Raw genomic sequence first — 13120 nt, forward strand, 5'->3', positions numbered from 1 at the left:
CAAAAGCCAATATCTCATTAGAGTCACTACTAATGAATATAGACTAATGGCAGTAAGATTCAGAACACAGACAACCGCTTGCAAACAATCTTACAAAAGTTATTCATACTGACGCACCCTGATAACTTGTATGCTGTGTTGACGGTTGACGGTTGACGGTTGACGGTTGACAGTTGACAGTTGACAGTTGACACCAAAAGACCTGCAAGTTAAACGCGTGACAGTTTATTAGGGATTGGGTAAAAGATAAATTGCCCAGTCCCCAATCCCCAGTCCCCAATCCCTAGCTATTTTGCAAAATTCCGGCGCTAATTGCCCCTAAAATCGCTATACCAAACACTAACCGATACCAAATAAACACCCACGTACTTTGGGTTTTAAGAAAACTCAGTAAGCCAGCGATCGCAATATATGAAAAAATAGCCGCAGAAATTACTCCCACAATTAAGGGAAGCGCTGCACCATCGGCTATACCTTCAGCTAAAACATCTTTTAATTCGACTAACCCCGCCAAGGTAATAGCGGGAATCCCCAGTAAAAATGAGAATCTGGCGGCTGTTTCCCGTTGTAAGCCCATAAATAACCCACTTGTGAGGGTAGAACCGGAACGAGAAACACCGGGAATTAATGCTAGTGATTGGGCTAAACCCATCAACAGTCCATCCTGCATTGTCAGATGTTCAAAATCTCGCTCACGTTTGCCTAATTTTTCCCCCACCCCTAACAACAAGGACATCACTATCGAGGCAACGGCGATCGCTCCTAAACTTCTAATAGGTGAATTATCAAAGTCGGGGATAAATTTTTTAATCAGCAACCCGAAAAAGATAATGGGTATGGTTCCTAAAATAATTCCTAAAGATAAACGTAAATCATAATCAGCGTAATCTTTCAAGGCGATCGCTCTTGTTGCGCCTTTAATAATTCTTGTCAAATCTCCCCAGAAGTACCACAGCACAGCCGCAATACTCCCCAACTGGATGATAGCCGTGAAAGCTACCCCTGGATCACCCCAGCCAAAGGCTACTGGTATGACTTTCAGATGTGCTGTACTACTAATGGGTAGGAATTCAGTCATTCCCTGCACAAAACCTAAAACAATCGCCTGCAAAATATTCATTTGCTGCACCCCACCACCTACCGAATTAGGTGAGGCGCTAAAAACTTCTAAAGGAAACAGCACTATCGACAAAGCCGCCGATACTGCACTGACAAGCACGAACCATTGACGTTTGAATATAGACATTACTTTACCTGCGATCGCTTTAATTAAAAGAATTAAGTAACCCAAGTTGCCAGTTTAAGGCTGTTGTAGTCTTTGGGCTTGGTCATTGGTAATAAATGGTTAACCAATTACCAGTTACCTATTACCTATTACCAGTTCTCGTCAGATAACTAGCAACTTATGTTAAATAAACAGCTAACTAGATAAGCCCCCAGGAAAATAACCCAACAAAGCATCTCATGTTACAGCTTGCGGTGCAATAGTCAACAGTCAACAGTTTTCTCCTTCCCTACTCGTGGTAGTATAAATATGCCCCCAGGGGGGATTTTTGAGTATGGTATTTTGAGTAATATAAAGATTAGTAACAATTATTAAAACTTTGATTAATAATACTTTGGCACCTTACGCAACTTCTACCACTCCAGGGATTACGGAACTACCGCCAAGCGAAACTGGACAGAAGAATATAAAAGAGTTGGAATCAACACTACAAGCATCTCCCTCTTTGCCTTTAGCTTTAGTGTTTAGGCAAACCTGGCTAGTGTTTGCAGCAGCAGTGTTTTTAGTATCAGTACCAGTATTTATAGAAGCGCCATTAGTGCGATCGCTACCCACATTGAGTTTAGCGCTCACAGGATTTTGGGTGTGGCTAAGTTTTACTTTAATGTCCCGTCCAGCAACCTATGTATGGGGAGATTTGCTTTTAGGCTTTAGCTGGAGTTGGCTAGCAGGAGGGATTTACTGGGGTTGGCTACGTTGGGAACCTTTGTGGCATTTACCAGTAGAGTCTGTAGGATTACCATTTGCTTGTTGGTGTTTGTTACGCAACTGGGGCAAAGTAGGTAACTGGTTTTATTTAGGTTCCTTACTCGGCACAGTTTTAACAGATGTGTATTTTTATTTAGTAGATTTAATGCCCTACTGGCGGCAAATCATGGTAGTAGAACCTGAAAACGTGTCGCCCATTTTACAAGCAGCCGTTAGCCAAGTGCAAACACCTTGGGGTATATCGTGGGCAGTTATTCTAGGTTTAGTGCTACTAGTAGCGGGAACTGTACCCTTAACTAAAAAGCAGCGACACTGGTACGCTTTCGGTGGAGCAGTCTTAAGTACAATTTTGGTAGACAGCTTATTCTTGATAGCCGCCCTGACAGCATAAGTCAATTCAAAATTCAAAATTCAAAATTAACAAAATGTAGGGGGTTAAATCCCCGTTACAACACTTAATTGTGTAAAGCCTGCGGCATAGTTGCGCTTAGAGCGTAGCGGGGCGTTCGCTTTTAGCGTCTCGCAGAGAAGCCCATTGCGTTGGCGTTAGCCTACTCTGCGAGTTCTCCGCAGGAGTAACTGAAGGCTATTGCGAATTGGTTTAAAGACAACTACCCATAAGAGGCTGTTTAGACTGGGTGTAATGGTGTTAAACCCTTAAACCCCTAAACCCCCACACCCCTACACCCCTAAACAAATATTGTGAGCATTAATAAGCTGTATATTAGTTTCTGATGGCTGCTGTGTGTTGATTAAGTCATTAGCTTCTCATAAACAGTAGAAACGTTGTACGCAAAGTCTCTACTATATATTTTTGAAGGCTGTTTACTTAAAGCTGTTGTTTCAGTTTGATGGAAAGAGGTAAAAAAATCGTGAAAGGATTGGTGCGTTTATTAACAGTATTTAGCTTGTTGCTAGGCTGCTGGGGATGGTTAGGAACAACTCAAATTGCCCAAGCTGGCAGTTTACAAAGTTTTTTGGTTCCTCAAATCCCAGTTTTAGCGATTGAATCGCAAAATCGGGCAGATGCCAAACTAGCAACAGAATTCGGTAAAAAAATCGATTTGAACAATACCAACGTAAGAGCTTTTCAACAATATCCAGGGTTATATCCCACTCTGGCTCGGAAAATTATCCAAAATGCTCCTTACAGTAAGGTAGAGGATGTCTTGGATCTACCAGGATTAAGCGATGGTCAAAAACAACTCTTACAGTCTAATTTTGATAAATTCACCGTAACAGAACTAGAACCTGCCTTCAACGAAGGAGACGATCGCTTTAACAACGGTATTTACAGATAATCCAATTTGTATTTTCCGTCAACAAGACTAACCCACTCTCTATCTCAGAGGGTGGGAGTCTTATTATTAAATCAGAAGATAGGTAATAGGTAATAGGTGATTGGTGATTGGTGATTACCCATTATTCGTTACCCATTACCCATTACCCATTACCCAGATTTCTCACCTTGTCACACATAGAGTTTCCTAGCCAATTTGATGTTTTAGTGGTCGGTGCTGGTGCGGCTGGACTATATACGGCATTGTGTCTGCCAGAATCCTTACGAGTCGGCTTGATTACCAAAGAAACTGTTGCTTTATCTGCTAGTGATTGGGCGCAGGGTGGTATAGCTGCCGCGATCGCCCCAAATGATTCTCCTTCTTTACATATTGAAGATACAATCCAAGCAGGGGCGGGCTTGTGTGATGTTGCAGCCGTGGAATTTTTGGCTCAACAAGCTCCCAAATGTATCGAATCCTTGGTGAACTTGGGAGTTGCTTTTGACCGACATGGGCAAGCTTTAGCCTTAACTTTAGAAGCCGCCCATTCTCGTAACCGTGTTCTTCACGCCGCCGACACTACAGGTAGGGAAGTCACAACTACACTCACCGCCCAAGTATTACGTCGTCCCAATATCCAAGTAATTCAGCAAGCTTTGGCTTTGAGTCTTTGGCTGGAACCAAAAACAGGTCATTGTCAGGGAATCAGTCTGTTTTATCAAGGTGCAATTACATGGGTCAGGGCTGGGGCTGTAGTCCTGGCGACTGGTGGCGGTGGTCAAGTATTTGCCCAAACTACCAACCCGGCGGTAAGTACAGGCGATGGAGTGGCAATTGCATGGCGAGCCGGGGCTATTCTCCGTGACTTAGAATTTGTCCAATTTCATCCCACAGCCTTAACTAAACCAGGTGCAGACCGTTTCCTGATCAGTGAAGCAGTCCGTGGTGAAGGCGCACACCTCGTAGATAATGAAGGGCGGCGATTTGCCTTTGACTATCACCCGGCTGGAGAATTAGCACCCAGAGACGTTGTGAGTCGGGCTATATTTAGTCATTTACAACGCACTGCTGTTGATCCTGCCACAGCCCATGTGTGGTTGGATATGCGACCTATTCCCGAAGATAAGATTCGTCTCCGGTTTCCTAATATTGTTAAGGTTTGTCAGCGTTGGGGCATAGACGTTTTCCACGAACCGATTCCTGTAGCCCCAGCCGCCCACTATTGGATGGGTGGTATTGCCGCAGATTTAAAGAATCAAACTAATATTCCTGGATTGTACGCAGTTGGAGAAACTGCTAGTACGGGTGTACATGGAGCGAATCGTTTAGCAAGTAATTCATTGCTGGAGTGTATTGTCTTTGGCGCGCAGCTAGCAAATCTCACGCCAGCAGATTTGATACAGCATATAGAAACACCAGCCTTACCCACAAGAGAATTGAAGATTGATGCCAGCGAGTGGCAAAACCAGCAAGCACATTTAGCCATACTGCGAGAAAAGTTACCGCGTCTAGTTTGGCAAAGCGCTGGTATTTGTCGAGAACAGTCTACTTTATCTGTGGCGATCGCTACTGTAGAATCTTGGCAACAGGATTTTGCTGCATTGCCTTTAAGCCAATTTTTGTTATCTCTACAACCCAACGAGCCTGTTAGCTTTAATTTTTCAGATACCGACCAACAACTACGACTCTGGGCAGAAACAGGCAATTTACTCGATATTGCCTATTTAATTCTCAAAAGCGCTGCTTTTAGAACTGAAAGCCGTGGCGGACACTTCCGTTTAGACTATCCCCACTCAAATCCTCATTGGCAAGTCCACACTTTAGTACAAAAGCACCAATGGTGGCAATCTCCGATCATGAAATCTTAAATAATGCTTAAGTATATTCAACTAAGTGTTTAAGTTCCATATACTGACTTCCAATAGGCACAAATAAATACTAATAATGAATTAATATTTACTTCCAAATAATTAATTTGGATTTAAGTATTTTCACGGTGTTAGGCGCAAATTACCGCAGCTACAAAACTATTTAGTCAAATAGTCCACATCGTGCTTGCTTATCAAATCGTGGAAAAAATAAATATTTAGCGAGTACCGCTACCATGCTGGCTATCTGGCCCACCATAATTTGGTGGAACATAAGATTCTTCCAAATCTTGTGACTTTTGCTCAGATTGGCTGGGTATGATGCTTATATCCCTAGAACTGCTAGCCAAGGAAACGTGACTTTGAGTTCCATTGGCATCTGCGACCTTGGGAATAATCAGGCTGGCACTGATGCAAAATATCACAACACCGATGATTGTCCAGTTGGTTTTCATAGGCTTGGTGAATTATTTTAAATTTCTGATTTATTTACAGATTGTTTATTTTGTACAAAAGGGAAAAGAGCTTTTCCCAAAATTAAACGTTGGGTAATCTTATTGGTGAGACAGAGAAATACTTAACTAAAACACCGTCAAGAGTCTCATCTTTTCGAGAATTGACACAGAAAGGCACTCAATAGTTAAGCAATATAACCTACGACCAGTTATTTTCATCGGTCTTTGGTTATAGTTATTTCTACGTCAAAAGTTATATATGTTCATTAATTACCACAGGAGAAATATCAACATCATGTTTTTTTAATTATTTCTTAATAATTTGCGGTGTAAATACTCACACTTACAGTAGTTGTCTACGTAACTTTACGCAGGCTCATCTAAATTTCATAAATTCATGATCTTAAGAATATATAAAATTTAGGGGGAGAACGACTATTATAATCATTCTTTTTAAAAATTGGCTTGAGAAATATCAGTAAAATTTCATAATACGTCCGTAACTCGACTGACAGCAATAAATTAAAAATATGAAATACTCTATGAGTAGTCCTACGTTTGTGTGGCATTTCGTAGGAAAGACGAAGTCAACAAAAACTCAAAAACGATTCGGCAGTTCCTTATTTATACCAAGTTGAAACAAGAATGTGACAGATATACAGCCCTAAACCCTTGTCCTCTCTTAATTCTTGATTTTGTACTCCTGCGGATAATCCTTACCTCTAGGGGAAAGCAAGCTACGCGGTAGCGTTGTGTAGCAAAGGGTATTTTTTCTTACTGCGGATAACCATTACCCCTATGGGTAAGCAAGATCCCATCGTATCTCCGAGAGGAGAAGGGTATTTTGAATTTTGAATAGTATCAAGACTAAGTGTTTCCCCTATCCGCCAATTCAAAGCGATTTTTTCCTAAATGTTTAGCACGGTACATGGCTGCATCCGCTTTCTTTAGCAATGTATCAGGCTCTAAACTGGTTTCCGGGTAAATACTAATACCAATACTCACAGAAACTTTAGTAGTACACCCGTTCAAAACAATTGGCTCAGTGATATTTGCTAGAATTTTTTCAGCGACTTTGGCTGCTACCTGCACGTTAGGTATGGCCTGTAGAATGACGGTAAATTCGTCGCCGCCTAAACGAGCCACTGTATCACTAGCGCGTAAAGAATTGCTGAGTCTTTGAGCTATCACCACCAACAAGCGATCGCCCATTTCATGACCAAGGCTGTCATTAACCTGCTTAAACCCGTCCAAATCAATAAATAAGAGTCCCAGGGAGAAATTGTTATCTTTCGCCCAATTAATAGACTCATAAAGTTGTTCCGCAAAATATTTACGGTTCGGAAGACCAGTTAAAGCGTCGTGATAAGCTAAATAACGCAAATGGTCTTCCTTTAGTTTTAATTCATTATTAGAGCGAAACAACTCAGCTGCTGTGCGCTTGAGTTCTTCCTCCATGATTTTGCGCTGAGTAATATCTCTGATCACCCCAACTAAAAAGAAATTACCTGCTGCGTCTTTGTGGAGCGATCGCTTAGTAGCAATTAAATGAGTTTTCCCATAAGCATCAGTAAATTCTTCCTCATTTTCCTGAGGCCTTTGAGTTTCAAACACTAACTCATCTTGCTGTCGAAAAACATCAGCTTCATGTTTAGGGAAAAAATCAACATCTGACTTTTCAACTAAAAAACTCTCAGGATAACCAATAAATCGGCAGTAAGCTTTATTTAAAACAATCCACTGATGTTGCTCATTTTTTACAAAAATTGGGTCAGCGATCGTATCAATTACTTGCTGCAAAAATTCTTTGGAACGCTTTAACTCTTCCTGCATATGAGCAAGATAATTAATCATCCAAATTACTGAACCAACCAAAGTTAGTAATGCAGGAATTAATGGTATCCACCACCCTGATAAAAAAGCTAGATAAGCACTTAAAAGCAGCAAACAGCAAGCAATAAATATAGCCACTATATTGGGAAGTGTTCCCCGTATTCGCCATGCTGCTACTGCTCCTAAATATGACCAAGCAAAAATCCACAAGTATTCCCAAACATCAGACCAAACTTTTAATACAGGTCTTCCTTCCAAAGCCGCAGAAATTAACTGACTAATAAAATAAGCTTGCAGTTCAATCCCCGCCACAGGTTTTGCTGCTCCCATCCAACGACTTGAATAGGGAATAAATACAAAATCTTGCAGGCTAGGAGCAGTAGAGCCGATTAAAACGATGCGATCCTCAATCCAACTGCGCGGAACTTTATCATCTAGCACATCTAGCATACTCACCTTGTGGAAACCGCAGGAATCTGAGGAAGAATTTCGACAACCTGGTTTAGGAAAGTTAGACAGAATTTGAGTACCCTTGTCATCAGCTCTAACGTAAGCACCATCATTTTTCTCAAATCGAGGAAAAACTGACTTACCCAACTGTAAATACTCCGGGTTACTAGCCGATTTTTTGGGAAAAACTGCCTCCTTCTTTAAATATAATAAAGCTAACTTTAAAGCAAAGCTTTCATAATAATTTTCACCAATATGCCAATACAACAAAATTCTGCGTACTTTGCCATCTGGGTCATAGAGTAAGTTATTAAAGCCTATTTGTTGGGAATTTAATTGTGGTGGAGGCGCAACTTTATAATTTTTATTATTTGATAATAATTGCGTGCCGATTAAATTCGGTATTGTTTTATAAGTATCAACTAGATTTTCATAACCATCTTTGGTTGGTAAATCTCGATAAATATCTAAGCCAATAGCACGAGGTTGATTGGCTTGTAATTTTTTTAATAAATTAGCAATGATGCCATCAGGTATGGGAAATCCTTGACGTAAAGACGCTTCATCAATGGCGACGATAGTAATGCGATCATCAGGCTGTTCGTTTGGTCTGAGGCGAAAAAATTGGTCTAATGCAGCCAATTCTACGGATTGCAGTAATCCTATAGAACGCAGCATCAGGACACAAACCAAAACGATGGAGGCAGTAATTAATTCTCTTCGTCCCCGACTCAGCCATTGCGCCAGTCCCAGAATTAACCTCACAATAGGATTCCCTAGTTGCTTATTCATTCCCAATACCTAAGTGGGATAATTTTCTCTATTGCTGATAAGTATCAATCCAAAATTTACCAAGTCAGAATAATTTTGAAATCCAAGTTCAATAATCAGAAGAAAATGCCCTAAACCCTTGATATTTCGTTTTCATGGGTAAGTCCTAATAGACACAAGCTTAATCTAAATACTATTTGTCAATAGTATATTTTCACTTAGTTACAATTGCCATCTTTTTTATGAAAAAAAGCTAGTTACCCTACGGATAGGCTTAAGCCTGCGTAGCGTTACCGCAGAAAAGGCTTCTCTACGAGACGCTACCGCATTAAGGGACTTCCAGAAAATAAAACAGTCAACAAGTGATTCACGCTTATCAACCAGTTGACTGTTTTATTTGTCATATTTATTTGTGTCTAGGCTGGGTGGAAATGATTCGTAGAAGTTACTTAAAATACTTAAAGTTGCTTGGCCCTGTATAACCTGTGATTTTGGCTAACTCTGAAAGGTTCTGCACTCCACTATAGGTTTGACCATTGATAATCCAAGTGGGGAAACCCTGTATTTTTGCAGCTCGGCACAATTCTGGCTGACCTTTGGGACTATCCTCAGCACACTCTATCTTGATGTTGTCACTGATGATTTGGTAAGCCTCTTTCCCAAAAAGTAGTTTCTGGTCATGGCAGTGAGGACACCAATAAGCCACATATTCCTTTGCACCTACCTTAACTAAATGCTGTGCTAAGGCGATTTCTGCCTCGCCGGAAGTAGTATTAATTTCCCAGCCAAATTCTGGGTTAGGATTGGTTTTGGGAACAAAAGGTGCCAGTTGTCCAGGAGGTATGTTGGCAGAGGTAACATCCGGTTTATTAATACCTGCATAAACGCCCAGAGTCCCAATCAGGGTTACCATACCCACGATCAAAGCAGTAAATAAGATTTGTCCGATATCTTCCCAAGAACGCCCAACGATTGTTAGTACCAAAAGGCTGAGGGAGAATAAAGCCGAACTAATACAATAAAGGCACAGAGCTTTAATTTCAAATGCCAGTAAATACATCAAATAGCCACTGAAAACAGACATGGCGATCGCACCTACCAGCAGTAGCCACCATGTCACATTTTCTAGTTGTTTGCGGCTGTTGTTTTCTCCACCTTTCCAAACAACAGGTGCTAACGCCAACACCAACATACTGGTGTATGCTAAAAACCCAAACAAGGCTAATGGCTGTCCTAAAATTGTTGCCCAGGGGCTGGATAGTACATCAGTACAACCCGTTGCACCAGCCTGTGCTACACAAGCAGGGCTGCCTCCTGTTAATTTCTCTATAGTTAGATAGCCGGTATTGAGAGCGCCAAATCCGGCGATCGCGGCAATTATTAGACGCGACCATTTATGAATCCAAGGAGTAGAACGGCGGCGAATCATAAATTGCGATTGGGTATTAGGGATTGGGGATTAGGGATTGGAGACTAAAAGAATTCCCAGTCACCAGTCCCCAGCATTTACGAATGTATAGTGATTGAGGAAACCGATTTGCTCTCACCTTTAGAGTTCCAACTCCGATGAGCAGCTTCCACAAATTGGCTGACGCGAATTGGGTCGATTGGTTGCTCGATTCGACCGTGGCGTTTGAGTGAACTAGAAACAATTACACCGTTTGCAGCCTGCAACAGTGTAGCAATATTTTCCCAACTCGCCCCACTACCAATAAATACGGGTGTGCCATTGGCTGCATCACAAGCTAATTCCAAATCTTCTTGATTGGGGGGGCTACCAGTAGCCCAGCCAGACAAAATCACCGCATCTGCCAAACCCCTCTCAATCGTGTCTTTGACCGCAACAGTCAGATTGGGTGAACTCAGTGGTCTAGCGTGCTTGACTAAGACATCAGCGAGGATTTGCACATCACTACCCAATTCTCGCCGATAGCGCAATAATTCATGGGCTTCTCCCTCAATTAATCCTTGGTCTGTTGCCATTACCCCAGTGAGGACGTTGACACGAATAAACTGGGCGCGGACACAGCTAGCGATCGCCATTGCACTTTTGCCATCATTTCGCAACACATTCAGCCCGATCGGCAACGTCACCAAATTCTGTATTCTTTGCACGACAACAGTCATGGCACTTACCACGGCTGGATCAACCTGATTTTTAGTAAACGGCGCATCGAAAAAATTCTCTACAATAATACCGTCCACTCCGCCACTAGCCAGAGCCGTAGCTTCTTGTTCTGCCCGATCAATCACTGCTTTCAGGCTGCCTCCCCAACGGGGTGAGGTAGGCAGTGGGAGCAGATGAACCACGCCAATAATCGGTGTGCGAGTTTTAAATAGTTGATATAAGTCCACGTCTTTAAACTATTGTCAGGTACTGGGGGTTGGGTACTGGGGGTTGGGTACTGGGGGTTGGGTACTGGGGATTGGGTATTCAAAAAAATTTTCCCTCATTTCCCTCATCTTTCTTATCTCCCCCATCTTCCTGATCTCCCTCATCCCCAGCCCACATCATTAAATTTCGTTTTATGCAGGATATTTTACTACCTCCTCCTGAAGACAGAATTTGGCGCAAAACTTACCATAAGATATGTTAAGATAAAACCTGGCTACAAGAGGAGTTTGCCACTCACAACACGCAAGGCAGCTTCCCGTGGTTTAGGCACATCACCTACCTCTCATGTAGGTCTAGCCTGACCGTCAGGGTAGCATTACTGCTTTATTGGGCGTAGTCGCAAGTGCGATTTCCCTGAGGGTAGCGACTTCTCACAACCAGCCCTTTGGGCGGCTTCCCGATGGGTAAATTAACAACGCATACGCTGCGGTAATGTAAAATACCAATAGGCGAATTGTTAAAAAACTTAAAAGTGTCAGATTTATCTCAAGACACTAAGCTTTACCCTGGGAAACAAACTAATAAAAACATCATAACACGACCTGAAATAGTCAAGGTCAGGGCTTAAAGACAGTTGTTGACCGTGGATGTACCCCACCAGATCACTGTCAGTCAAGGGTGCGGAGGAAAAAAGCAAAACTATCGCGTTTTGTGTTTAATAACAAGAAAAGACTGGAAGTTTTTTTCAAAATATGGGTGAAAAGCCGACAATAGCAATTTCTCACTTGGGCTGTGAGAAAAATCGAATTGATACAGAACATATGTTAGGCCTGCTGGTAAAAGCAGGTTATGGTGTAGATACAAATGAAGAATTAGCCGACTACGTAATAGTCAATACCTGTAGTTTTATCGAATCAGCTAGGGAAGAATCGGTTAAAACCTTAGTAGAACTCGCAGAAGCCAACAAAAAAATTGTCATTACGGGCTGTATGGCGCAGCACTTCCAAACACAATTATTGGAAGAGTTACCCGAAGCAGTGGCTGTAGTGGGTACGGGAGACTACCATAAAATAGTTAACGTCATTGAGCGAGCAGAGCAAGGCGAACGGGTTACACTAGTTAGCGCCGAGCCAACTTATATCGCCGATGAAACCACCCCACGCTATCGAACTACTACCGAAGGTGTAGCCTACCTGCGAGTAGCCGAAGGGTGTGATTACCGTTGTGCATTTTGCATAATTCCCCACTTACGCGGAAACCAGCGATCGCGTACTATAGAATCTATAGTTGCTGAAGCCGAGCAATTAGTAGCCCAAGGGGTGCAAGAGATCATTCTCATCTCCCAAATCACCACCAACTATGGGTTGGATATTTATGGTAAGCCCAAATTAGCCGAATTATTGCGTGCTTTAGGGAAAATTAATGTACCTTGGATTAGGATACACTACGCCTATCCCACTGGATTAACCCCAGATGTGATAGCGGCAATTCAAGAAACACCAAACGTATTACCATATCTAGATTTGCCTCTACAACATTCTCATAGTGAAGTTCTTCGTAGCATGAACCGTCCCTGGCAAGGGCGAGTCAACGATGAAATCATCGAGCGCCTCAAGATAGCCATTCCAGGTGCTGTGTTACGGACAACATTTATAGTGGGCTTCCCTGGAGAAACAGAAGCACAGTTTGAGCATTTACTACAGTTCGTCCAACGGCATGAGTTTGATCATGTAGGTGTTTTCACCTTTTCCGCAGAAGAGGGAACCCCCGCCTACAAGTTACCAAATCAACTGCCCCAAGAGGTGATGGATGAACGCCGCGATCGCCTCATGGCACTCCAGCAACCCATTTCTTGGCGAAAAAATCAGCAGGAAGTCGGCAAAACAGTTGAAGTCCTGATTGAGCAGGAAAATCCTGAAAGTGGGAAATTAATTGGTCGTTCTGGCAGATTTTCTCCAGAAGTTGATGGTCTGGTCTATGTGGATGGCGAGGCGAAGCTAGGAACCATCGTCCCTGTGCAAATTCACAGTGCTGATGAGTATGACCTGTTTGGTCAAGTTGTCAGTCATAACTGATTGCTGACCAATAGCACAACGTTTCGATTTACAAGTCTAAAAGCAAAAAAGCAAAATCTA

Annotated in this window: 9 protein-coding genes; 4 read left to right on the top strand and 5 right to left on the bottom strand. The window is 42.3% G+C overall.

Annotated elements, in window-relative coordinates:
• Nucleotides 1-283 precede the first annotated feature (283 nt).
• A complete protein-coding gene (locus tag H6G14_RS03750) occupies nt 284-1246 on the bottom strand; it encodes an undecaprenyl-diphosphate phosphatase (RefSeq protein ID WP_190565800.1) in 963 nt (320 codons plus the stop codon).
• 358 nt (nt 1247-1604) lie between these two features.
• On the opposite strand from H6G14_RS03750, the gene H6G14_RS03755 reads away from it, so the two are divergent.
• The 3 genes from H6G14_RS03755 to nadB all read left to right on the top strand — a co-directional run bounded on the left by H6G14_RS03755 (nt 1605) and on the right by nadB (nt 5141).
• Nucleotides 1605-2384: a DUF3120 domain-containing protein gene (locus H6G14_RS03755; protein ID WP_190565801.1), complete on the top strand. Its 780-nt coding sequence runs from the start codon at nt 1605-1607 to the stop codon at nt 2382-2384.
• Between the two features lie 481 nt (nt 2385-2865).
• A complete protein-coding gene (gene psbU, locus H6G14_RS03760; RefSeq protein ID WP_190565802.1) occupies nt 2866-3294 on the top strand; it encodes a photosystem II complex extrinsic protein PsbU in 429 nt (142 codons plus the stop codon).
• A gap of 167 nt (nt 3295-3461) precedes the next feature.
• Nucleotides 3462-5141 carry an L-aspartate oxidase gene (nadB, locus tag H6G14_RS03765; protein WP_190565920.1) on the top strand — a complete coding sequence of 560 codons (1680 nt, stop codon included), beginning with the start codon at nt 3462-3464 and terminating at the stop codon, nt 5139-5141.
• 218 nt (nt 5142-5359) lie between these two features.
• On the opposite strand, the gene H6G14_RS03770 is transcribed toward nadB, so the two are convergent.
• The 4 genes from H6G14_RS03770 to btpA form a co-directional block, all read right to left on the bottom strand.
• Nucleotides 5360-5596, bottom strand: a complete 237-nt coding sequence (locus H6G14_RS03770) for a hypothetical protein (protein ID WP_190565803.1) — start codon at nt 5594-5596, stop codon at nt 5360-5362.
• A gap of 867 nt (nt 5597-6463) precedes the next feature.
• Nucleotides 6464-8671 (bottom strand): CHASE2 domain-containing protein, encoded by a 2208-nt coding sequence (locus H6G14_RS03775; protein ID WP_190565804.1) that lies wholly within the window; start codon nt 8669-8671, stop codon nt 6464-6466.
• A gap of 424 nt (nt 8672-9095) precedes the next feature.
• Nucleotides 9096-10079, bottom strand: a complete 984-nt coding sequence (locus H6G14_RS03780) for a vitamin K epoxide reductase family protein (RefSeq protein ID WP_190565805.1) — start codon at nt 10077-10079, stop codon at nt 9096-9098.
• Between the two features lie 77 nt (nt 10080-10156).
• A complete protein-coding gene (btpA, locus tag H6G14_RS03785; protein ID WP_041456604.1) occupies nt 10157-11005 on the bottom strand; it encodes a photosystem I biogenesis protein BtpA in 849 nt (282 codons plus the stop codon).
• Nucleotides 11006-11737: 732 nt separating this feature from the next.
• On the opposite strand from btpA, the gene rimO reads away from it, so the two are divergent.
• Nucleotides 11738-13060: a 30S ribosomal protein S12 methylthiotransferase RimO gene (gene rimO / locus H6G14_RS03790; RefSeq protein ID WP_190565806.1), complete on the top strand. Its 1323-nt coding sequence runs from the start codon at nt 11738-11740 to the stop codon at nt 13058-13060.
• Nucleotides 13061-13120: the final 60 nt, after the last annotated feature.

The sequence above is a fragment of the Nostoc parmelioides FACHB-3921 genome, assembly GCF_014696625.1.
GTDB lineage: Bacteria > Cyanobacteriota > Cyanobacteriia > Cyanobacteriales > Nostocaceae > Trichormus > Trichormus parmelioides.